Here is a 21,436-nt window from a genome sequence, read left to right as displayed (position 1 = left end):
CAGGCCGCCGGCCACGGTCCTCATAGGCGCCCGTCATCTGGAACCCTGTCGCGATGAGTATGGCGAGGTCCGCTTCCGACGCCTGGAACGAGGAGTACCGCCGGGGCCGGTACGTCGCTGATCCGCCCGTCGCGTTCGTCGAGGACATCCTCCTGGCCGCCACCGCGGAGGGCATCACCGCTGGCCTCTACGTCGGCTGCGGCAACGGCCGCAACCTTCTGCCACTGGTCGACGGCGGTATCGACGTTCTCGGCCTGGACGTCTCCGACGAGGCGATCCACCAGCTCGCGCGACGCCGCCCCGACCGTGCGGATCGTCTCCGGCACGGCGACCTGGAATCCCTGCCCGCCGGCCAGGCCTGGCCCCTCGTCATGGGGGTCTACTCGTCGGAGGCACGAGCGGAGTCGCGGATAGCGCGAGCCAGGAAGTTGCCTGGTTTCCGTGAAGAGCCCGACTGCTTCTACATCGGCCGCCACACCGTCGACCAGGACGAGTGGAACGAGGGCTTCGGGTCCATCCCGTACGACGATCGGGTGGGCTGAACCGACAGCCACCGATCCACGGCCGTCGGTTCGGGCCCCCTTCAGCACAACCGGTGTCAGGGTTTCGCGGTGCCGCCGGGACGGGCCGGTTGAAACAGTTCGATCAGATTGCCGGCGGGGTCGGCCAGCAGGATCTGGCGGCCCCCGGGGCCGGAGATCGGGTCGCTGCGGAAGGAGAGCCCAGCGGCTCGATGCCGGTCGATCTCGGCGTTCAGATCGTCGACGATGAGGTGGATCCGGTTACGGCCGGGAGTCGCGGCATCCTCGGGTGTGGCCCGGGCGCCGGAGCTGGCGGGCCCGGACAGCAGTAGCCGCAACGGGCCGCGGACGACGTCGGCAAAGGCGGGCACGGCGTTGGTGCTCAGGCTGAAGCCCAGGTGGGTCGTGTAGAAGTCGACGGCTGCCTGGACGTCGTCGACCAGGTAGCGGACGCTGGCGTACGGTGCGGTTCCGGTCATGGCTCAACCTCCTTGAGTCACCGATTGTCGGGTGGCGAGGACAGGCAGCAGATGGCGGATGCGGGTGTCGATGTCGCCTGCGGTGCGGACGAAGGCCGGGTAGCCGGCCTGGTCGCGGTCGCCGGCCGACGCGGGGTCCGCGATGCTCCAGTGCATGCGGCGAGCGTGGTCACCGAACTCCGGGCAGACCTCACGTGCCCTGTCGCACAAGGTGATCACGTAGTCGAAGCGGCGACCGGTCAGCGTGTCCACGTGGCGGGGACGCTGACCGGCGATGTCGACGGCGTACCGGTCGCGCAGGACCCGCACCGAGTGGGGATGCAGTCGCGGGCCGGGGCGGCTGCCGGCGCTGGTGACCTCCACGGCCCCGGCGGTGCGGTGGCGGAGCAGCGCTTCGGCGATCGGTGAGCGGCCGCTGTTACCCGTACAGATGAACAGCACGGCCACCCGCTGCCCGTTCGCCGACGTCGCCGGCGTGCTGCCGCCCCCCCCCATGCCCAGGGCCGGGTGCAGCGCGGCACCGGTGCCGGCCAACGCCTGGGCGCAGCGGGCCAGATCCAGGTGGTAGTAGCTGTCGCGGCCGTCGAAGCTGCTCCGGCTGGCGGTGACCAGGCCGCCGTCGCGCAGCAGCCGCAGGTGGTAGGAGACCAGGTTCTGCGGCTGGCCGATCCGCGTGACCAGCTCGCGGACCCGCAGGTCGCTGCCGGCGAGCTCGGCCAGCAGCCGCCACCGCAGCGGGTGGGCGGCCAAGCGCAGGAAAGCTGGTGCGGCTCGGCTCGACGCAGCCATGAGTCGAGAATACATCAAACTGATTTGATCGAAAGCGGAGCGGGCGACGAACTCGTGCCGCACGGCTTCGTCGGTCCGGTCGTGCAGCGGAAGGTTGCGGCACTACCCGGCGGGTGGTGCGGGCCAGAGCACCTGGTCGAGGAAGTCCTCCACCGCCGTGGCGATCTCGCCCAGCACGGCCGCCGACCTCGCGAGCGGCCCTGGCACGCGGAGCCCGTGATCGGCGTCCACCACTTCGCACACGTACGGCGACAGCTCATGAGCCAGGCCCGGCCGCCAACTGGGGTCCGCCGTGCCGCCGATCAGCAGGAAGGGCGCGGTGGCCCGGCGCAGGCCGTCGACCACCTCCGGGCGGTGCAGCAACGGGGTGAGCCAGATGGCCGGCAGCCCCTCACCGGCGGCGAGATCCGCGGCCAGGGTGCCGAGCGAGTTGGCGATGACCAGCGGATCGGTCAGTTCGCGCAGCGCCGCCGCGATCTGCGGGACGACCCACGGGCCCCGGGCCGCCGGCTCGGGTGGCATCTCGCCGTGCCAGGACAGGTGATGCAGGCGCGCGCCGCGTGCCTGCGCCGCCTCGGCGGCGAAGAACTGGTGCGGCACATGCCAGCAGCCACCGCTACCCGGAATGACCAGAACCATCCGCTGCGCCGACATGCCATCCCTCCCCGTGGCCCGTCTCCATCCGGCAACCTACCCGTCAGCGCCATGACCGGCAGACCGAGTGACGGCCCGTGCAACCTTCCTTCCGGCCGCCGCCGACAAAGAGACGACCAGAGTCCAACGTCCACGCCGGCTGATCAAGGGAGCACGATGCGGCCCGACCTCGAACGGGAGTACGTCGAGTACGTGACGGCACGGTTACCCCGCCTGCACCGCACGGCGTACCTGCTCTGCGCCGACGCCTACCAGGCGGACGACATCGTCCAGACGACGCTCACGGCGCTCTACGTGAACTGGAAACGGGCCGCCGGCGCCGACAATCTCGACGGGTACGTGCACCGGATCCTGGTCCGGCGCTACCTCGACGAGCGGCGGCGCGGGTGGTCCAAGGTGCTGCTCGGCGACCGCCTGCCGGAACTGCCCGCCCCCGCCGACCACACCGTCGAGGAGCGGGACGCGCTCTTGACGGCGCTACGGTCGCTGCCCCGGGGTCAGCGGGCCGTCGTGGTGCTGCGTTACTTCGGTGATCTGTCGGTCGAGGCGACCGCGGAAGCCCTCGGCTGCTCGGTGGGCAACGTCAAGAGCCAGTGCTCACGCGGCCTCGCCGCCCTGCGCGAGGTCCTTGCGACAGGACGTCCGGTAACGCTCGCACAGGGAGGAGGAGTCCGTCATGAATGAGGAACAGGAACTGCGGGACCGGCTGCGCGAGGTCGACGTGCCGGCCAGCCGCGTCGAGATCGACGAACTGGTCCGCGCCGGTCGCCGGCGCGCCTTTCGCCGCCGCTCGGTTCAGGGGGCCGGAGGCGTGGCGCTGGCGACAGCCCTGCTGCTGGCGGTGCCGTCGATCGTGACCACAGCGGGCGCGCGGCCGGGGACGGCCCCGGCCAGCGTCCCGGCCGCGGCGTCGGTGCCGGCCTCGGCGGAGGCGACCGCGTCGACGGCGCCGACCCCGTCGGCCGGCGCGTGTCCGGTGGCCGAACTGCCCGTGCCGTCCGGGATGACGGACCTCACCGCCAGCGGCGTGGATCCGACCGGGCGGTACGTCATCGGCAACAGCGTGGTCGGGCAGGACTTCCGGCCGGTGCTGTGGACCGACGGGAAGCCGCAGGCGTTGCCGCTACCCGGCAAGTCGGTCCAGGTGACGGCCGTCAACGCCGGCGGCGTCGTGGTCGGCCTCGTGGAGAACGCCAAACAGGAGTACGTCTTCCGCTACGAGAAGCGCGCGTACACGCGGTTGCGTATGCCGCCGGGCAAGTGGCACGTGTACCCGACTCCGGCGATCAACGCGGCCGGCGACGTCGTCATCAACGCGGAGCCGCGCGGCAACTCGGGCGGCAAGGACAGCATCATCCTGTTCTGGAAGGCGGGACAGACGACCCCGGTGACGTTGCCGCTGCCCACCGACGGCGACGCCTTCGGCATCACCGATGACGGCGAGATCGTCGGCACCATGTACCGCAACGGTGTCGGCATCGCGGCGTACGTGTGGGACCAGAAGGGCAACGGCCGGAAGCTGAAGGTGCCGGCCGGCGAGACCGGCGCCGCCTACGCGACGCGGGGCGACTGGGCGACGGGCGGTCTGTGGCCGTCCCAGTCGGCGGCGCTGTGGAACCTCCGGACCGGCGAGGTCAGCCAACTGCCGACGGACGGTCCCGGCGAGTCGGTCAACGCGTCGGGCTGGGTCGTGGCCAGTGGCGCCGTCCTGCGCGACGGCGCCCCGATCGAACTGCCCGTGCCCAGCGGGCAGACCGGCCTGGCGGCGGCCGTGTCCGACACCGGGCTGGTGGTCGGGCACGCGCGGACCAGTGGCGGCGACAACCGGAACCTCGGCCCACGCGTGTGGCGGTGCTGACCCGACGCTGAGAACGGGTGCGGCCGGTGGCGGGGTTCCGCCACCGGCCGGGCCGCGGCCAGCCCCGGCGATCCTACGTACGGCGGCGCGCATCGGCCGCCGCGCCTCATGCGCCGACGGTGCCGAACGTCGGCACGCCGGCGCTGTCGTACGTCAGCATGGTGACCCCGCTGCCGGAGGTGCGGGTGTCGGTCAGGCGCAGGCCAGCCGGCGGCACGCCCTCGGCGAAGAGTCGCCGCCCGCGGCCCAGGACCACCGGGAAGATCAGCAGGTGGTACGTGTCGATCAGCCCCTCGCGCATCAGCGACTGCGCCAACACGCCGCTGCCGTGCACCTGGAGTTCGCCGCCGGGCCGGCTCTTGAGCTCACCGACCGCGGTGGCCAGGTCGCCGTCCAGGCGGTGCGAGCCCGACCAGGTCAGCTCTGTGGCCTGGATGACGTCCACTCAGTGGCGGCTGCGGCAGGGCCGCCAGGACCGCCGCGAGTTCCGCATCCGACCACGATACGGCCGGCTCCGGTCACCCCGACCCGTCCGGATGAGGTGAGGCGGCGGCCCGCGGGACCAGGCCGCCGCCTCGCCGCGCCATCGGGCGCGGATCGCGACGCCCTGCGGAGGACCGGGGGGTTGGTCATCCGCGCGGGGACGCGATGCCGACGCCGGGCGGGCGGGAGGGGGGGTGTGCCCGCCCGGCGTCGGAGGTCAGTTGGTCGGCCGGACGGTCGGCTTGTGGCCAGCCTCCGGGGTGTCGGTCCCGGCGGTGGTCGGGCGGGCGCTGGGCTTGCCCGTCGGGTGGCTCGGGGTGGCGGTCGGCCGAGCGGCCTGGCTCGGCTTGCCCTTCGCGTCGGCGAGCAGCGTCTCGCAGTACGCCGCCACCTTCTCCTTGTCGCCGGCGGTGGTGACCAGCACCTGGAACGCCGGGTTCGCCAGCGCCTTGCCGGGGTTGTCGCCGGCACCGGCCTGGTACGCGCGGCAGAGACCGACCAGATTCGGCGAAGGGGTGCCCTTGGCGTCAGCCGGACCCTTGCCCCGGTCGGCCGCTTCGGACGGCCTGCCCGAGGCGTGCGTCGACGGCTTGGCGCTCGGGTCGGTGAGGGGGTTGGGCAGGTTGCCGGTCGCGGCGGCGAAAGCGACCCCACCGGTGGCGGTGACGGCGAGGACCGCCGTGCCGACCTTGAGGGTGAGCAGTTTCGCGAGGGCGAACTGTGACATCTGATGACTCCGTTGAGGGGTGGACATCCGGACCTGCCGCCCGGCGTGCCTCCGGAGCAGCGCGTCTCCCGGCGGCGCCGGGAGACGAGACGGACGCGCCGGGGGGCGACCCGGGGCCGGCTGGGGTGGCCGGCCACCGCGTACCCGACACCGCTGAGTGATCAGTCGGCGACGCCGCGGACGTGCTGGTCCTCGGCCCGGTGCGCTCGTTCCGTGCCCCTCAGCGCCGCCCCGGCGCCAGATGTCACACCGTCACGTGCCGGCATCGTGGCCCGACGGACAGCGACGGGCGACCTGGGCCGGTGTGCAGGGCGGCAGCCCGAACGCCGGTCGGTCAGCTGACCGCCACCCCGGCGGCCGGCAGGGGAGTCAGCCCGAAGGCGGCGAACACCGCCCGGTCCTGGAAGACCACATTGCGACTGATCCGCCCGTTGCGGAGCGTGAACACCTGCACGGTGTGCGGCAGGTGGACGTCCCCGTCCCGCACGTACGCGGCCAGCGCGGGCTGCCCGTTCGCGGTGGTGGGCAGCAGCCGCCAGTCGGTCCCGCGCAGCGCGAGGATCCGGGCGATGAACCGCCCGTAGCGTTCCCGGCCGACGTACCAGTTGAGCACCGGCGGCATCTCCAGCACGGCGTCGTCGGTGAGCAGCCGGGTCAGCGCGGTCACGTCGCCCCGCTCGAACGCCGCCACGTACCGGTCGAGCAGCGCCCGCTGCTCCGGGTCGGCCGGCTCGGCGACCTGCTCCTCGTGGACGGCCACCGCGCCGAGCCGGGCCCGGGCCCGTTGCAGGCCGCTGTTCACCGCCGCCGGGGTGGTCGCCAACGCCTCGGCGACCTCGGCGGCCGACCAGTCGAGCACCTCGCGCAGGATCAGGATGGCCCGCTGCCGGGGCGGCAGCAGTTGCATCGCGGCGACCAGCGCGAGCCGCAGGCTGCCCCGGGCGGCCACCACGGTGGCCGGATCGAGCAGCGCGTCCGGCAGCGGCTGCAGCCAGGGCACCTCGCCCACCACCATCGGCGCGTCGGGGTCCGGGTTGGCCGCCACGAAGTCCGACGGCAGCGGCCGGCGGGCGCGGTCGCGCAGCGCGGTCAGGCAGGCGTTGGCGGCGATCCGGTGCAGCCAGGTACGCAGCGAGGCGCGCCGGTCGTCGTACCGGTCGAAGGCCCGCCAGGCGCGCAGCAGCGTCTCCTGCACGAGGTCCTCCGCCTCATGCACCGAGCCGAGCATCCGGTAGCAGTGGGCCAGCAACTCCGGCCGGTACGGGCCGGTCCGTCGATCGAAGTCCTCGCTGGTCACGCTCACCGTTCCGCCCTCTCCGCCGCGCTCACCCACATACCTACCGCCCCGGTGCCCGGAATTCATCGCCGGCGGGCCGATGAGTCCGGGCGAGGCGCCGAGTAGGTACCGGCGAGGTTCCCGATCAGGAGGAGACGATCATGACCGACACCGCGACCATCGACACCCGCGCCGAACGGAAGGTACGCGAGGTGCTGCACGCTCTCGTCGCGGCCTGGGCGGCGGGCGACGCCGACGCGTTCGCCGACCGGTACGCCGAGGACGCCACCGTGGTGCTCCCCGGCGGGGTGTTCCACCAGGGCCGGGCGGAGATGCGCCGGTACCTGGCTGGGGCGTTCGCCGGCCCGCTGCGGGGCTCGACGTCGATCGACGAGCCGGAGCGCGTCCGGATCGTCGGGGGCGACACGGCGGTGGTGGTGAGCCGCAGCGGCTTCCTGCTGCCCGGCGAGGAGACGCTCCCCGCCGACCGGTGCCGCCGGGCGACCTGGGTGCTGTCCCGCGGCGACGCCGGGTGGCGGGTCGAGGCATACCACAACTGCCCGGCCTGACCGGCGCTCCGGCCGCCTGGCGACGGATCGGGCGGCCGGACCGGGTCACTCGCAGATTCGCCAGCTCCCGTCCTCCATGACCAGCGGGTACACCTGGGTCTCGGCGGTGCCGCCCTGCGGGCTGAAGCGGACGCTCGCCGACCCGCGCACCTGCCCGTTGTTGTTGCTGACGTTCAGGCCGACGATCTCGTAGCCGGTCAGCGCCGGCCGGGCGGACTGCTGACGGACGAACTCGTCCGGGCTGACCCGGTCGCGCACCGGGCGGCAGAGCTGCCCGTACGCGGTCGGGTAGTCGCGGGCGACCAGGGCGCCGGCGTAGGCGTCCACGGTGGTCCGCGCCGGGCCGGTGGCCTCCTGCACCGCGTGGTAAAGGGCGAAGCCGCCGATGACGCCGCCCAGGCAGCAGAGCGCGAGCACCACACCGACGACGCTGAGCACGATCTTCGTCGTGTTCGACTTCCTGGGCGGCGGCACCATGACCGGCTGGTACGTCATGCCCGGAGGGTAGAAGGCGGACGCCAGCCCGCCGGTAAAGGAGATGATCCGGGCGGGCCGGCTCGTCCACCATCGACGGATGCCGCAGCATCGACCGGCGGAGCCGGACATCCAGCGTTACTACACCGAGGTCTTCGCCGAGGCGGACCGGTTGCACCGGACCCCGCAGGGCCGGCTGGAGGCGAGGCGTACCCGGGACCTGCTCGCCCGGCTGCTGCCCGCACCGCCGGCGTCCGTGCTCGACGTCGGCGGGGGCCCCGGCGCGTACGCGGGCTGGCTGGCCGCCGCCGGTCACCGGGTGCACCTGGTCGACCTGGTGCCGGCGCACGTGGCAGCCGCCCGGGCCGGGTGCCCGCGGCTCACCGCGACCGTGGGGGACGCCCGCGACCTGCCGCTGCCCGACGACTCGGTCGACGCGACCCTGCTGCTCGGCCCGCTCTACCACCTGACCGGGCAGGCGGACCGGGTGACCGCGCTGCGCGAGGCAGCCCGGCTCACCCGGCCGGGCGGCCCGGTGGTCGCGGCGGTGATCAGCCGCAACGCGGCCCTGATCGACCTGACCGCGCAGGGACGGGTGGACGAGCGCAGCTGGCGACTGCTGCGCCGGGCGTACGAGACCGGGGTGAACGACCCGGAGACCGGCTTCACCACCGCGTACTTCCACCGACCCGAGGAGGTGGTCGCGGAGTTCACCGCGGCGGGCCTGCCGACGCCGGCCCTGTACGGGGTGGAGGGTCCCCTCTGGCCGTTGCTGAACGCGCTCGACACCGCCGCGGACGACCGACTCTTCGCGGACGCGGTGGCCTGCGCCGAGACCTTCGAGCAGGACCCCGCGGTGCTCGGCGCCAGCGCGCACCTGCTCGCGGTCGCAGGCACGGCTGACCGGTGTTAGGAGGGGGCCCTGTACAACGCCAGGCGCGAACAAGGGGCCCCCTCTTTTCGCCAGCGACGTGCCGCGCACCGAGGGTGACCAATTGCGGTCGAGCATGTTATTCTCCGACGTCGATCTAGGCCGCGCGGACCCGACCGGGTCGCTGCCGGGAAGGACACCTCCCCCGATGCCGGCCGTAGCCGCCACGACCTCGCCGCCGAGTCCGCTGGACCGGCCGGCCGGCGACGCGTTCACCCTGATCTTCACCACCCTGCCGGCGCTGCTGCGGCTGACCTGCGGCCTGGTCGGCGCGGTGGTGGCCCTGGCGGTGCGTACCCCGCCCGTGCGGGTGGCGCTCCTCGTGCCGGTGGTCGTCGCGCTCACCGCGTGGTCCGTCTGGTACGCGGTCCGTGCGCTGCGCAACGGTATCGGCCCCGCCCTGGTGGCCGGCGACGTCACGCTCACCACCCTCGCCGCGGTGGCGATCCCCGGGCTGGTCGCCCCGGAGGTGCTGCCCGGCGGGGCGAGCTGGATCGCGGTGCTGGCCAGCACCACGGTGATCAACGCCCAGGCCACCGCACCGGCCCGCTGGTCGGTTCCGGCCGGGCTGCTGGTCACCGCCGGGTACATCGGGGGCGCGGCCGCCGCTGGCAACCCGGTCGAGGCGCGGGCGCACGCGGCCACCCTGCTGGTGCAGACCGGGTGCGCGGCGGCGATGACCGCGGTGATGCGCCGCCGGATCGGGCGGGCGGACGCCGCCTTCGCTGACTACCAGCGGCTGGCCCGGCAGGCGGTGCTGGCGCGGACCGCCCGCGAGGCCGAACGGCGGCAGAACCGGGACCTGCACGACACGGTGCTGGCCACGCTGACCATGGTCGGGCTCGGCGCGGTGTCCGGCCCGTCGACCGCGTTGCGCGAGCGGTGCGCGGCGGACCTGGATACCCTCGCCACCCTGGCCGACGCGCGCTCGGCGCCGCCGGCCGGCCCGGCACTGGACGACCGGCTGCGGACGGTCCTCGCCCGGATGCCGGAGCTGCCGGTGGCCGCGGCGCTGGCGCCGTGCGCGGTGCCGGCGGAGGTGGCCACGGCGCTCGCCGACAGCGCGGCCGCCGCCCTGGCGAACGTGGCCCGGCACGCGCCGGGCGCGTCCGTCACGCTGCGGCTGGCCCGGGTCGGGGACGCCGTCGTGGTCGAGGTGGTCGACGACGGTCCCGGCTTCGACCCGGCCACGGTCCCGGCCCACCGGTACGGGCTGCGCGAGTCGATCCACGGGCGGATGTCCACGGTGGGCGGCCGGGCAGAGGTGACCTCGGCCTCTGGCGCCGGCACCCGAGTTCTGCTGGAGTGGCCAAGTGTCGACTGAGTCCGGTACGGCGCTGACCGCCACCGCGCCCGGCCCGGCCGCCGGGCCGGCCCGCCGGCCCCGGGCGCCGGACCCCAGCCGCGCCGTGGCCGACCGGCCGGTGGACGGATCGGCGGCGAACGCCGTCGCCCACGCCTCCGACCTGGGTGCTCGGATCGCGGCGGTCATCATCGCGGTGGCCTGGCACCTGACCATCAGCCTGCCGGCGGTGCTCGGGGTGGGGCCGGGGATGGCCGCGCCGCCGGTGGTCGCGGTCGGCTGGCTGGTGACCGCCGCGATCGGCGTCTGGGCCGCCGTACGCCTGCTGCACGGCGGGCTGCCCCCGGCCCGCCGGCTGGCCGCGGTGCTCCTCCTGGTCGACGCGGCGGTCGTCGCGGCGGCCGGCGAACGGTACCTGTTCACCTCGGCGAACTGGGTGTGGGGCGGACTGGTCTGGTTCTTCCTGCTGGTGCTCTGGCGGCGGCCGGTGTGGTGGCTGCTCGCGCTGCTCGGCGCCCACGCGGCGATCGCGCTCGGCGCGGTGCTCGCCTCCGGCGCCGACCTCACCCGGTACGCGATGTCCGTCTACGGCACCTCCTCGCTGCCGGTGGCGGTCTTCGTCGGCGCGGCGGCGATCGCCGCGCTGGCCCTGGACCGGGCCCGCACCGCCGCGGCGGTCCTGGCCGTCGAGGCGGAACGGGAGGCGGCGGAACGTGCCCGGCGGGACCGGCGGGACCGCCTCGTGCGGGCCGGCGGCGCCGCCGAGGAGGTGCTCGCGGCCCTCGCCGCCGGCGACGCCGACCCGGCCGACCCCGAGGTACGCCGCCGCTGCGTGCTGGCCGCGGCCCGGCTGCGGCGACTCATCGCCGAGTCCGACGACGTGCCGGATCCGCTGCTGCACGAACTGCGGGCCGCCGCCGACCTGGCGGAACGGAACGGACTGCCGATCGAACTCGTCGTCGTCGGCACCCCGCCGGAGCTGCCCGTCGAGGTACGCCGGCGGCTCGCCGACCCGCTCACCGCGGCGCTCGCCGACGCCCGCGGCCACGCCCGACTGACCGTCGTCGCCGGGCCGGACGAGGTGGTGGTCAGCCTGGTCACCCCTGACCACGACGGCGCGGACGCCACCGGCCCGCCGGTGGTCGACGGAAACGGGCCGGTGGAACACGTGCACGATCGGGACGGGGAGATCAGATGGACGCAGACCTGGTGGCGGAGGACGTGACCGGCGGGCGGCCGTTCGGCGTGGCGATCGTGGACGACCATCCGGTGGTGATCGACGGCGTACGCGCCTGGCTGGTCCGCGAGCCACGGCTGCGGGTACTGGCCACCGGGGACGATCCCGACGAGGTGCTGCGGCTCGCGCCGGGCGCCGACGTCGTCCTGCTCGACCTGCGGCTGCACGGGCGGATGGTGCTCGACAAGCTGGCCGAGCTGAGCGCCGCCGGGCTCCGGGTGGTGGTCTACTCCGAACACACCGACCCGGACACCATGCTCGCCGCACTGGACGCCGGGGCGGTGGCGTTCCTCGCCAAACACGAGGGACGCGAGCACTGCGTGGCGACCGTGCTGGCGGCGGCGACCGACCGGCCGTACGTGACGCCCGCGTTGGCCGGGGCGATGGTGGGCGATCCCCGCCCGGACCGGCCGGCGCTGTCGGACAAGGAACGCGAGGCCCTGCTGCTGTGGTTCCAGTCCATGTCGAAGGCGTCGGTGGCCCGCCGGATGCGGATCAGCGAGCACACCGTCAAGCAGTACGTGGACCGGGCGCGGATCAAGTACACCCGGGCGGGTCGACCGGCCGCCACCAAGGCGGCCCTGCTCGCCCGGGCGATCGAGGACGGGCTCGTCCGGCCGGAGGAGATCGGCATCTACCGGTCACAGGCACAGACCGACCGGCCGACCCCCTAACGGCCGTCATGACAGCCATTGTGGTGTGGGTCACGCTGTACCTACCGCAACTGTCCACCGGGAGGTCGTGACCGTGCAGGAGGACGCCGCTCCCTTCTTCATCGGGCCGCACCGCTTCGACGCGGATGACGACGCGGCCCGTCCCGTGCTCGACCGGCGATACGCCCTGGTCCCCGAACCGGGTGAGCAGGTACTCGGGCAGCACCGGCTCCGGCTGGCCGGGCACCTGCTCGGCCCCACCGAGAGCGCCCGGGCCTGGAGCCTCCCCGACCCGGCGACGGTGACCGTCACCGACCGGCGGCTCGCGTACGTCTGCACCGGCTCCGAGTTGTCCCTGGTCTCCAGGCGGGACGGCCGGACGGGCGCCCGGCACCGGCGCCCGGTCCGGCTGTCCCGCCTGGTCAGCGGACAGATCCGTTGGCAGTGGCCGTCCCGGATCGAGCTCGCCGACGGCCCGAACGGCGAGGTCGAGCTGCTGGTGGTCTGCGACGCGCTGCGCACCATCCGGCAGCCTGCGCTCGCCCTGGGCGGCCCGACCGCCCTGGTCACCGCGCTGGCCCGGCAGGTACGCCGCTCGGTGGCCACGTTCCGGCTGGTCCACCCGGAACTGGTGGATCTCTCCCCGCCGGAGCGGGACACCCTGCTGCTGCGGGTCGCCGGAGTGCCGGGCGCGCCTCGGGGCGCGGTGACGCTGCCGGGTTCGCTGCCGGTGGAGTTCCTGTCCCGGGACGACTACTACCGGCCAGCCGACGAGGAGACGTTCGACTGGCCGCGCCGGGCGTCCCCGGCGCAGGGCCGTCCGGGCTCGGCCTGCTGACCGGTGCCGTCCGACGGCACGGTCAGCCGGCGAGCGCCGGGGCCGGCCGGGCGCGGGCGCGCAGCCGGCGCAGCATCCGGGCGTCGGTGAAGCCCACCGCCCGGGCGGCGGCCTCCACGGTGGTGCCGTGCCCGATCAGGTGCTCGGCCCGCTCCACCCGCAGCAGCTGCTGGTAGCCGAGCGGGGTCAGCCCGGTGGCCTGCCGGAACAGCCGGCTCAGCGTGCGATCGGCCACGCCGCAGGCGGCGGCCAGCTCGGCCAGCGGCAGCGGTTCGGCGTACCGGGCGTCGATCAGATCCTGTGCCCGGTGCACCGCGTCGGACAGGTGCGAGCGGTGCCGCATCATCGCGCTGGCCTGCTGCTCGTGGCCGTTGCGCCGGGCGTAGACGACAAGGGCACGGGCGATCCGGGCGGCCGCTGCCGGGCCGTGCCGGGTGGCCACCAAATGCAGCGCCACGTCGATCCCGCTGGCGATGCCGGCCGAGCTGACCACCCGATCGTCGACCACGTAGAGCACGTCCCGGACCACCCGGGCCGCCGGGTGCCGCCGGGCCAACTCGTCCTGCACCTCGTGGTGGGTGGTGCAGCGTCGCCCGTCGAGCAGGCCGGCCCGGCCGAGCGCGAACGCCCCGGCGCAGACGCTGGCCACGGTGCCGCCGGCGGCGTGATGGTCGGCCAGCCGCCGCAGGTCGTCCCAGCCGACCGGCCCCGCCGGGCTGTGCGCCGACACCCGCCACCCCGGTACGACCACCAGGTCGTCGCGGTCCAGCGCCGGCCAGTCGGTGTCGGCCCGCAGGGTCACCCCCTGCACGGTCGGCACCTCGCCCGTGGCGGCGACGTAGTGCAGCGAGTAGTCGTACCCGAGGTCGGCGGCGGTGGAGAAGACCTGGGCCGGACCGGCGAGGTCCAGCAGGTGCACCTGCGGAACCAGCAGGAAGACGACCCGGGTCACGGGGTCAGGCTCCGACCGGGACCGCGGCGACGGTTCCCGCGACGGCTCCAGGTCCCGGCGCGGCGTCAGACGCGCCGACCTGGAGTTGTCGCACGACCTCGGCGACGGTACGCACGGTGGCGAACCGGCCGGCCAGGGCGTACTCGGTGCGGGTGACGATCTGCTCGGTGGACAGGGTGCGCGGGTCGGCGAGGATCTGCTCCAGGGTGGCGTCGGCCGGCAGGTCCCGGTGCGGAATGGGGAAGGTGACCGTCGCGTCGGTCACGAAGGTCATCTCGTAACCGAGGTCGGCGCCCACCCGGGTGGTGGTCTCCACACACTGCTCGGTGCGGATGCCGCAGACGGTGAGCTCCCGGATCCCGGCGAGGGTCAGGATCTGCTGGAGGTTGGTGGTGGTGAAGGCGTTGTGCGAGGTCTTCACCAGCGTCGGCTCCCCGGCGGCCGGGACCAGGCCCTCGATCGGCCGGACGTGCCCGCTGGCCGGGTCGAAGACGCCACCGCTGCCCGGCTCGGCGTGCAGGACCCAGACCACCAGGTCGCCCCGGAGCCGGGCCGCCTCGACCAGACGGTTGACCTGGTCGACGATCTCGGGCTGGGAGGCGTACGCCCAGATCGGGCGCTGCCGGAAGGACTCCTGGACGTCGATGACGACGAGTGCTGCTCTGCTCATGGTCTCGATCCTGGCCGGCCGGACGCCGGGGCGGCAGGCACCATCAGGCCCGGATGCGGAACGATCCGGCCAGGTCAGGAGGCGGCGCGGCGGCCGGGGCGGTCCAGCTCCGCGGCCTCGGCCGGGGTGGGCGCGGTGCCGCCGAGGTGTGCCGGCTGCCACCAGGCGTCCTCCGGGCCGGCGGGCTGCTCCGGGTACTCCCGCTGGGCCCGGTCCACCAGCGCGGCGAGCCGGCTCCTCAGCTCGGCGGTCAGGGCGTTCGCGTCGGCGTACCCGGCCGGGTCCAGCGGCTCGCCGATCAGGACGGTGATCGGCGTGTGCCGGCGGGTCAGGGTGCGCGGCCGGCCCTTGGTCCAGAGCCGCTGGGTGCCCCAGAGCGCGACCGGCAGCAGCGGCACGGCGGCCTCCTGGGCCATCCGGGCGGCGCCGTTCTTGAGTCCCTTGACCGTGAAGGAGCGGCTGATGGTCGCCTCGGGGAAGACGCCGACGACCTCGCCGCGGCGCAGCGCGCTCACCGCCGTGGCGTACGACCCGGCCCCGGCCGCGCGGTTCACCGGGATGTGCTTCATGCCGCGCATCAGCGGGCCGGAGACCCGGTGCCGGAAGACAGAGTCCTTGGCCATGAACCGGACCAGCCGGCGGGACTCGACCGCCCCGTACCCGCAGAAGATGAAGTCCAGGTAGCTGACGTGGTTGCTGGCCAGCACCGCACCGCCGGTACGCGGCACGTGGTGGCTGCCCTCGACGGTCAGCCGTAGGTCCAGCAGCCGGAACATTGCCTTGGCGGTGACGATCACGGGCGGGTACACGAGTTCCGGCATGCGGCAACTTTACCGCGAGTAGGTTACGCGACCGTAGGGGCGAGCGACGCCGTCCGACACCTGGATCTGCCCTCGGCAGAGCCGGCTCGCCGGGCCGGCCGGGAGCGGGCACCATGGCGGGGTGACTGAACGCGGCGTGCTGCTCTGGATCCACGGCGGCGGCTGGCGGGCCCGGTCGGCCGAGGACGGGGCGGCGCTCGCCCCGCTCGGGCTGCGGGTGGTGGCGGCCACCTACCGGTTCGCGGCCGAGGCCCGCTGGCCGGCCCAGTTCGACGACGTACGCGAGGCGGCCCGGACGGCCCGGGCGGACGGCCTGCCGCTGCTGGTCGGGGGTGACTCGGCCGGCGGGATGCTGGCCCTGCACCTCGCGCTGCGCGGGGTGGACCGGCCGGGCGACGTGGCGGCGGCACTGGCGTACTGGCCGCCGGTCGACCCGCTCGACCCGGAGTTCCGGCGGCGACGCGCTCACGACGACCCGTGGACCGACCTGCTCGGCCACCCGCCCGCCGCGGCAGATCCCGCCACCGTCGACGCGACCGTCGCCACCCACCTCGGCGCCGGCGTGCCGGTGCTGCTGGTGCACGGCCAGGAGGACGCCGCGGTGCCCGCCGGCCAGTCGGTCGACCTCGCGCGCCGGCTGCTCGCCGCCGGGCACCCGACGCACGCCTGGCTCACCCACGGCGGGCACGCCCTCGACCTGGCCCGGCCGGACATCCGGGCGGTCACCGCCGCGTTCCTGGACACCGTCCTGCCGCCCGGCTGAGCCGACTACGGTCAACGCATGCCCGACCTCGCCGCGATCGTCATCCACTGCCGCGACCCGTACCTGCTCGCCCCGTTCTGGAGCACGGTGACCGGGTTGCCCGTGGTCCGGGAGGACCGGGTGAAGCTGGCCGAGCGCTCGCTCGCCCCGACCGAGGCGGTGCTGCTGCGGGACCCCGCCGGCCACCGGCCCGACATCTGGATCAGCCCCGCCGACGACCTGCCCACCCCCGGCCGGCTCCACCTCGACCTGGTCGGAGACGCCGAGGAGCGGGCCGCCGTGCTGGAGGCGGGCGCGACCGTGGTCCGGGAGCTGCCCCGGTGGACGGTGCTGGCCGACCCGGAGGGGAACGAGTTCTGCCTGCTCCCCCGGACCGAGGCGCACGCCGACCCGCTGCTGGCCGGGCACTGAACACCGGGGCGCCGCCGACCACTGGTCGGCGGCGCCCCGCAACGTCCGCCTCAGCCGGCCAGGTTGTGCAGGTCGAGCCGGCCCCGGGCGAAGGCGTCCACCCGGCCCCACCGGCCCGGGATGTCCAGCACCTCGATCCGGCCCATGCCCACCGGCAGCCGCGGGTCGACCGCCAGGTGGCCCTCGTGCGGCTCCAGCCCCAGCATGGTCCGGAGCAGCAGCAGCGGGGTCCCCGTCGACCAGGCCTGCGGGCTGCACGCGGTCGGATACTCCACCGGGAACTTGGTCAGCTCCCGCTGGTAGCCGCCGAACGCCTCCGGCAGCCGGCCGTCGAAGTACCCTGCCGCGTCCAGGATGCCGTTGGCGATGGTGGCGGCCTCCTCGGCGAAGCCGTACCGGCGCAGGCCCCAGGCGATGAAGGAGTTGTCGAACGGCCAGATCGTGCCGTTGTGGTAGCCGATCGGGTTGTACCGGACCTCGCCCTCGGCCAGGGTCCGCACCCCCCAGCCGGACCAGAGCCGGGGCCCGACCAGATGCGCGGCGATCTGCCCCGCCCGGTCCTCGTCGACGATGCCGCTCCACAGCAGGTGCCCGATGTTGGAGCTGAGCACGTCGCACTGCCGGCCGTTCGGGTCGAGGCCAAGGGCGTAGAACCCGCCGCCCGGCACCCACCAGTCCCGGTTGAACCGCTCCTTGAGCGCCGCGGCCTCCCGTTCCAGCTGGTCGGCGTACGTTGGGTCGTCCCAGAACTCCCGGGCCAGCCGGGCGGCCCGCATCTTCGCGTCGTACGCGTACCCCTGCACCTCGCAGGTGGCCCGGGGGAACGGCGGCAGCGTGCCGTCGGAGTACGAGATGGAGTCCCAGGAGTCCTTCCAGCACTGGTTCTCCAGGCCGGTGTCGGTGTTCCGGCGCTCGTACCAGATGTAGCCGTTACCCACCAGGTCGGCGTAGTGGTCGACCCAGTGCAGCGCCGCCCGGCACTCCCGTTCCAGCTCCTTGACCAACGCCACGTCGCCGGTCCACTTCTCGTACTCGTCGAGCAGCACCACGAACAGCGGCGTGGCGTCCACCGAGCCGTAGTACGGCGAGTGCGGCTGCTCCTCGAAGGCGGCCGTCTCGCCGTACCGCATCTCGTGCAGGATGCGGCCCGGGTCCTCGTCGCGGAAGTCGTCGAACCGGGTGCCCTGCAACGCGCCGAGGATCCGCAGCGTGGTCTTGGACATGTCCGGCGCGAACGGCAGCACCTGGAGACAGGTGAGGATGCTGTCCCGGCCGAACATGGTCATGAACCAGGGCAGGCCGGCGGCCGGCAGCGTCTGCCCACCGAGGGAGAGCGGCGAGAACCGCAACGCCGCCAGGTCGACCAGGCTGCGCCGGTACGTCGAGCACACCTGGCCGTGCTCGCTGTTCACCTTGGGCGCCTTGCGGATCCACTCCTCGAGGTCCCGCTGGAGGGCCACCCGCTCGATGCCGTGCGCGCGCAGTCCCATCCGCAGGTCCCGGCCGCCCGGGCCGATGGCGACGGTCTGCACGTCGATGGCGGTGTCCCACTGCTCGTTCGGTTCCAGATGGATGGTGTAGGCGAAGCCGCCGCGGTCGTACCGGGCCGGCTGGGACGAGGAGATGATCGTCTCCCGCCGGAAGTTCCCACGTCGGTAGCCCAGCCGCAGCCGGTCCCGCTCCGCCTCGGCGTAGATCTCGCCCTTCTTGTTCAGGATCTCGTCCTTGACCTGGAAGAGGTCGGCGAAGTCGGAGCCCGCCTCCATCCGTATTTCCAGGTCCACCGCCTTCTCGTCGTGGTTGAGGATGGTCAGCGTCTCGCGGAAGCTGCCGCCGACCGCCCGCTCCCGGATGATCGACAGCTTGGCGTCGACGTAGTGGGTGGCCATGCCGGGCACCAGGAAGAACCGGGCCTCGTAGTACTGGAGGTCGTCGTACGAGAGGGCGTTGAGCCGCTCGCCGTTGACGGTCAGCACCCAGCGGGACAGGAAGCGGGTGTCGATGGAGAAGAGGCCGGTCGGCTCGGTCGGGGTGGCCTCGATGTCGCCGGTGTCCTCGGAGACCACGAAGGTGTTGCCGTCGAGGATCCGGACGGTGTTGGTGTCGGCCATCAGAACGCCTCCGTCCGGAACGGGTGGTGCGGCCCCCGGGTGTCCGGCGGGCCGGGGAAGAGCCGTTCGATCTGGAGCACCAGCCGCAGGTCGCCCGACACGGTCATGTCGCCCCGCAGGAGGGCCGCGATGGCGTTCTCCTGGCCGGTGACCAGCTCACCGAAGAGCCGCGGAGCGGTCCCCACCACCGTGTCGGCCTCCCGGTCCTCCTGCCGGACCTGGAGGTTGCCCCGGTCGATCTGCAGCAGCCAGTGCGTCGTCTGCGCCCCCTCGTGCAGGTCGAAACGCAGCGTTCCAGCGGTCTTCGCCAACAGGGGCTCGAATCCCCGCCGGTCGAGGTCCTCGAAGAACCTCGTGGTCGCGTCCACCATCGGTTCCACTCCTCCCGCGCTGCGCGGCGTGCGGCGTCCGAGGAGGGGTCCCCGCCGGGTACGGCGTCAACCTCGCCCGGTTCGGGTGAGTCACGCCCCCGGGGCGTGAACGACGTAGGGCTGCTCATCGAGCCGGGCTGAGTGGACGCGAACGCCGACCCCCGCAACCGGGGGCCGGCAACACCGCGGCGGACAGCTCAGTTGTTGGGTTCGTCGGCGCTGATGTCGGCGAGCACCGACTGGGGTTCCCGCTCCACGGCGAGGTCGCCCATCGAGACCAGCCCCACCAGGCGGCCGTCGTCGATCACCGGCAGCCGGCGGACGGCGTACGTGCGCATCAGGTCGGCGGCGGCGACCGCGTCGTCGTACTGGCTCACCGTCACCACGTCCTTGCTGGTGATCTGGTTGAGCCGGGTGGTGTTCGGGTCCATGTTCTCGGCGATGCCGCGGACCGTGATGTCCCGGTCCGTGACGATGCCGACCACGTTGTCGCCGTCGGTCACCACCACGTCGCCGATGGCGCTGTCGCGCATCTCCTGCGCTGCGGCGGTGAGGGTGTCGTTGCCGTCCATCGTCACCAACCGGGTCGTCATGAACTCTCCGACCGTTGTCATGGTGCTCCCCTCTCGGTGTCGGCACCGCGGTCTACCCGCCGCCCGGGTCGGGGTAACCGGCCGGGGTCACCGGTGATGGCGCAGCCGGTGCCGCAGGTCGTCGGAGCCGTTGCCGGCGGGTCAACCGCGCGGCGGCATCCCGTAGACCCGCTCGACGTGCAGCCGCAGCACGAGCCGCCGCTCGGCGACCATGGCCTGCCGGAAATCGTCCCAGTCCGGGTGTTCGCCCTGCACCGCCCGGTAGAGCCCGACCAGTTCCTCGACGGTCGGATCGTCCGGCCGCTGCGCCACCGGAGTCAGCTCGGCCCGCGCCTCGGCCACCGCGTACGCCCAGCCGTCCGTGCTGCTGACGTGGAAGCTGGCCCGGGGGTCGCGGCGCAGGTTGGCGGTCTTGGCCCGCCCGTCGGTGATCGAGATCCGGATCAGGCCACGTTCCCGGTCGAACGCGTAGACCACGTTGGACAACTGGGGCCGGCCGTCGCGTTTGAGGGTGGCGAGCACGCCGAGCCAGCGGCTCGCGATGAGGTCGGTCAGTGCCCGCTGGGTCTGCTCGTCCGCCATGCCGGCCTCCCACGTCGATACGTCCCCGATCGCCTCCATCCCACCGCAGCATCGCCGATCTTGCACTGTTGGTGCCGGCACATGGCATAAATGCCGCAGAACGGCAACCGGAAGTGCAAGATCGACGGCGCCGGGCGGGGTCAGCGGCGCTCGGCGGCGACCAGCTCGGCCAGCTGCACGGCGTTGAGGGCCGCGCCCTTGCGCAGGTTGTCGTTGGCGCAGAACAGGGCCAGGCCGTGCTCGACGGTCTCGTCGGCGCGGATCCGCCCGACGTACGTGGGGTCCTGGCCGGCCGCCTGCAGCGGGGTCGGCACGTCGGACAGCGCCACGCCCGGCGCGCCGTCCAGCAGCTCCCGCGCCCGGGCCGGGCTGACCGGCCGGGCGAAGCGCGCGTTGATCTGGAGCGAGTGGCCGGTGAAGACCGGCACCCGCACGCAGGTGCCGGAGACCTTCAGCCCGGGGATCTCCAGGATCTTGCGGCTCTCGTTGCGCAGCTTCTGCTCCTCGTCGGTCTCGAACGAGCCGTCGTCAACGATCGAGCCGGCGAGCGGGAGCACGTTGAACGCGATCGGGCGGGCGAACGAGCGCGGTGCGGGGAACTCCACGGCCGACCCGTCGAAGGTGAGCCCGCTGGCGTGCTCGGCCACCTTGCGGACCTGCTCGTCCAGCTCGGCCACGCCGGCCAGCCCGGCGCCGGACACCGCCTGGTACGTCGCGACGACCAGGCTGACCAGCTCGGCCTCCTGGTGCAGCGGGCGCAGCACCGGCATGGCGGCCATGGTGGTGCAGTTCGGGTTGGCCACGATGCCCTTCGGCCGGTCGGCGATGGCGTGCGGGTTGACCTCGGCGACCACCAGCGGGACCTGCGGGTCCATCCGGAACGCGGACGAGTTGTCGATGACCACCGCGCCGGCCTCGGCGACCCGGGGGGCCAGTTCCTTCGCCGTGCCCTTGCCCGCTGAGAAGAGCACGATGTCCAGGCCCCGGTAGTCCGCGGTGGCCGCGTCCTCGACGGTCACGTCGCCGTCCCGCCAGGCCAGCGTGCGACCGGCCGACCGCGCCGAGGCGAACAACCGCACCTGTTCCGCCGGGAAGTCGCGCTCCGCCAGCACCTGCCGCATCACGCCACCGACCTGGCCGGTGGCCCCCACAATGCCGATCCTCATGCCCGCGAGGCTACCCAGCCGGGCGGCCCGACCGGGAAGGCTTTCCCACCGCACGGGCCCACCGCCCGGCCGCCGCACCGCCCCCGGCCAGGCCCTCACCCGCAACGATCCCGCCGATCAGCGCACCACCGGCGAAGATTCGCCCGTCGCGGGGGCTGCCAGCCGGAGCATCCGCGCCCCCGAGCCGACGGCCAGCAGCCGGGG

At 73.8% G+C, this 21,436-nt stretch carries 26 protein-coding genes; 11 read left to right on the top strand and 15 right to left on the bottom strand.

All coding sequences use genetic code 11. The annotated features are described in order from the left end of the window. Positions 1–53 precede the first annotated feature (53 nt). Complete coding sequence (locus ONA70_RS00800) at positions 54–542, top strand: class I SAM-dependent methyltransferase (protein WP_265004338.1); 489 nt, start codon at positions 54–56, stop codon at positions 540–542. A 56-nt stretch (positions 543–598) separates the two neighbouring features. Here ONA70_RS00800 and ONA70_RS00795 read toward each other — a convergent pair whose 3' ends face one another. The 3 genes from ONA70_RS00795 to ONA70_RS00785 all read right to left on the bottom strand — a co-directional run bounded on the left by ONA70_RS00795 (position 599) and on the right by ONA70_RS00785 (position 2,443). Next, complete coding sequence (locus tag ONA70_RS00795) at positions 599–1,000, bottom strand: VOC family protein (protein WP_265004337.1); 402 nt, start codon at positions 998–1,000, stop codon at positions 599–601. A gap of 3 nt (positions 1,001–1,003) precedes the next feature. Further along, positions 1,004–1,789, bottom strand: coding sequence for an arsenate reductase/protein-tyrosine-phosphatase family protein (locus tag ONA70_RS00790; RefSeq protein ID WP_265004336.1), 786 nt, complete (start codon positions 1,787–1,789; stop codon positions 1,004–1,006). Positions 1,790–1,891: 102 nt separating this feature from the next. Continuing rightward, positions 1,892–2,443: an alpha/beta hydrolase gene (locus ONA70_RS00785; protein ID WP_265004335.1), complete on the bottom strand. Its 552-nt coding sequence runs from the start codon at positions 2,441–2,443 to the stop codon at positions 1,892–1,894. A gap of 156 nt (positions 2,444–2,599) precedes the next feature. On the opposite strand from ONA70_RS00785, the gene ONA70_RS00780 reads away from it, so the two are divergent. Further along, positions 2,600–3,127 (top strand): SigE family RNA polymerase sigma factor, encoded by a 528-nt coding sequence (locus ONA70_RS00780; RefSeq protein WP_265004334.1) that lies wholly within the window; start codon positions 2,600–2,602, stop codon positions 3,125–3,127. Beyond that, on the top strand, positions 3,120–4,301 hold the full coding sequence (locus ONA70_RS00775; RefSeq protein WP_265004333.1) for a hypothetical protein: 1,182 nt from the start codon (positions 3,120–3,122) through the stop codon (positions 4,299–4,301). Before ONA70_RS00780 ends, ONA70_RS00775 begins: the two co-directional genes overlap by 8 nt. A 106-nt stretch (positions 4,302–4,407) precedes the next feature. Here the strand turns inward: ONA70_RS00775 and ONA70_RS00770 are convergent, their stop codons facing one another. From ONA70_RS00770 to ONA70_RS00760, 3 genes are all read right to left on the bottom strand, one after another. Further along, the gene (locus ONA70_RS00770) at positions 4,408–4,746 is read right to left on the bottom strand and encodes a dihydrofolate reductase family protein (RefSeq protein ID WP_265004332.1); all 339 of its coding nucleotides are present in this window, start codon (positions 4,744–4,746) and stop codon (positions 4,408–4,410) included. 255 nt (positions 4,747–5,001) lie between these two features. Further along, entirely contained in the window at positions 5,002–5,511 is a 510-nt protein-coding gene (locus ONA70_RS00765) for a hypothetical protein (protein ID WP_265004331.1), read from the bottom strand. Between the two features lie 334 nt (positions 5,512–5,845). Beyond that, positions 5,846–6,814 (bottom strand): sigma-70 family RNA polymerase sigma factor, encoded by a 969-nt coding sequence (locus ONA70_RS00760; RefSeq protein ID WP_265004330.1) that lies wholly within the window; start codon positions 6,812–6,814, stop codon positions 5,846–5,848. A gap of 134 nt (positions 6,815–6,948) precedes the next feature. Between ONA70_RS00760 and ONA70_RS00755 the strand changes: the two genes are divergently transcribed. Next, positions 6,949–7,356, top strand: coding sequence for an SgcJ/EcaC family oxidoreductase (locus ONA70_RS00755; RefSeq protein ID WP_265004329.1), 408 nt, complete (start codon positions 6,949–6,951; stop codon positions 7,354–7,356). A 45-nt stretch (positions 7,357–7,401) separates the two neighbouring features. On the opposite strand, the gene ONA70_RS00750 is transcribed toward ONA70_RS00755, so the two are convergent. Continuing rightward, positions 7,402–7,851, bottom strand: coding sequence for an Rv0361 family membrane protein (locus ONA70_RS00750; RefSeq protein WP_265004328.1), 450 nt, complete (start codon positions 7,849–7,851; stop codon positions 7,402–7,404). Between the two features lie 79 nt (positions 7,852–7,930). Here ONA70_RS00750 and ONA70_RS00745 point away from each other — a divergent pair, with 79 nt between their 5' ends. The 5 genes from ONA70_RS00745 (at position 7,931) to ONA70_RS00725 (ending at position 12,792) form a co-directional block, all read left to right on the top strand. Beyond that, positions 7,931–8,743 carry a class I SAM-dependent methyltransferase gene (locus ONA70_RS00745; protein ID WP_265004327.1) on the top strand — a complete coding sequence of 271 codons (813 nt, stop codon included), beginning with the start codon at positions 7,931–7,933 and terminating at the stop codon, positions 8,741–8,743. Between the two features lie 166 nt (positions 8,744–8,909). Next, positions 8,910–10,085, top strand: coding sequence for an ATP-binding protein (locus ONA70_RS00740; protein WP_265004326.1), 1,176 nt, complete (start codon positions 8,910–8,912; stop codon positions 10,083–10,085). A gap of 13 nt (positions 10,086–10,098) precedes the next feature. Further along, a complete protein-coding gene (locus ONA70_RS00735; protein ID WP_406601125.1) occupies positions 10,099–11,289 on the top strand; it encodes a hypothetical protein in 1,191 nt (396 codons plus the stop codon). Next, positions 11,259–11,975, top strand: a complete 717-nt coding sequence (locus tag ONA70_RS00730; RefSeq protein ID WP_265004325.1) for a response regulator — start codon at positions 11,259–11,261, stop codon at positions 11,973–11,975. Before ONA70_RS00735 ends, ONA70_RS00730 begins: the two co-directional genes overlap by 31 nt. A gap of 73 nt (positions 11,976–12,048) precedes the next feature. Next, on the top strand, positions 12,049–12,792 hold the full coding sequence (locus ONA70_RS00725; protein WP_319956117.1) for a hypothetical protein: 744 nt from the start codon (positions 12,049–12,051) through the stop codon (positions 12,790–12,792). A 22-nt stretch (positions 12,793–12,814) separates the two neighbouring features. Here the strand turns inward: ONA70_RS00725 and ONA70_RS00720 are convergent, their stop codons facing one another. From ONA70_RS00720 to ONA70_RS00710, 3 genes are all read right to left on the bottom strand, one after another. Next, a complete protein-coding gene (locus ONA70_RS00720) occupies positions 12,815–13,744 on the bottom strand; it encodes a GlxA family transcriptional regulator (protein WP_265004323.1) in 930 nt (309 codons plus the stop codon). A gap of 4 nt (positions 13,745–13,748) precedes the next feature. Continuing rightward, entirely contained in the window at positions 13,749–14,414 is a 666-nt protein-coding gene (locus tag ONA70_RS00715) for a cysteine hydrolase family protein (RefSeq protein ID WP_265004322.1), read from the bottom strand. Between the two features lie 74 nt (positions 14,415–14,488). Beyond that, positions 14,489–15,235, bottom strand: a complete 747-nt coding sequence (locus ONA70_RS00710; RefSeq protein ID WP_265004321.1) for a lysophospholipid acyltransferase family protein — start codon at positions 15,233–15,235, stop codon at positions 14,489–14,491. Positions 15,236–15,356: 121 nt separating this feature from the next. Between ONA70_RS00710 and ONA70_RS00705 the strand changes: the two genes are divergently transcribed. Together ONA70_RS00705 and ONA70_RS00700 are read left to right on the top strand one after the other, a co-directional pair. Further along, positions 15,357–15,998, top strand: a complete 642-nt coding sequence (locus ONA70_RS00705; RefSeq protein ID WP_265004320.1) for an alpha/beta hydrolase — start codon at positions 15,357–15,359, stop codon at positions 15,996–15,998. An 18-nt stretch (positions 15,999–16,016) separates the two neighbouring features. Continuing rightward, the gene (locus tag ONA70_RS00700) at positions 16,017–16,409 is read left to right on the top strand and encodes a VOC family protein (RefSeq protein WP_265004319.1); all 393 of its coding nucleotides are present in this window, start codon (positions 16,017–16,019) and stop codon (positions 16,407–16,409) included. A gap of 50 nt (positions 16,410–16,459) precedes the next feature. Here the strand turns inward: ONA70_RS00700 and ONA70_RS00695 are convergent, their stop codons facing one another. The 5 genes from ONA70_RS00695 to ONA70_RS00675 form a co-directional block, all read right to left on the bottom strand. Further along, positions 16,460–18,520, bottom strand: a complete 2,061-nt coding sequence (locus tag ONA70_RS00695) for an amylo-alpha-1,6-glucosidase (RefSeq protein ID WP_265004318.1) — start codon at positions 18,518–18,520, stop codon at positions 16,460–16,462. After that, positions 18,520–18,891 carry an SCP2 sterol-binding domain-containing protein gene (locus ONA70_RS00690; protein WP_265004317.1) on the bottom strand — a complete coding sequence of 124 codons (372 nt, stop codon included), beginning with the start codon at positions 18,889–18,891 and terminating at the stop codon, positions 18,520–18,522. Before ONA70_RS00690 ends, ONA70_RS00695 begins: the two co-directional genes overlap by 1 nt. Positions 18,892–19,088: 197 nt before the next feature. Next, positions 19,089–19,505, bottom strand: a complete 417-nt coding sequence (locus ONA70_RS00685; protein WP_265004316.1) for a CBS domain-containing protein — start codon at positions 19,503–19,505, stop codon at positions 19,089–19,091. 120 nt (positions 19,506–19,625) lie between these two features. Next, complete coding sequence (locus tag ONA70_RS00680; RefSeq protein ID WP_265004315.1) at positions 19,626–20,066, bottom strand: PPOX class F420-dependent oxidoreductase; 441 nt, start codon at positions 20,064–20,066, stop codon at positions 19,626–19,628. A 140-nt stretch (positions 20,067–20,206) separates the two neighbouring features. Beyond that, positions 20,207–21,232, bottom strand: coding sequence for an aspartate-semialdehyde dehydrogenase (locus ONA70_RS00675; RefSeq protein WP_265004314.1), 1,026 nt, complete (start codon positions 21,230–21,232; stop codon positions 20,207–20,209). Between the last annotated feature and the right edge of the window lie 204 nt (positions 21,233–21,436).

The sequence above is a fragment of the Micromonospora yasonensis genome, assembly GCF_026013475.1.
Lineage (GTDB): Bacteria > Actinomycetota > Actinomycetes > Mycobacteriales > Micromonosporaceae > Micromonospora > Micromonospora yasonensis.
This window is presented reverse-complemented; position numbering and strand designations above follow the sequence as displayed.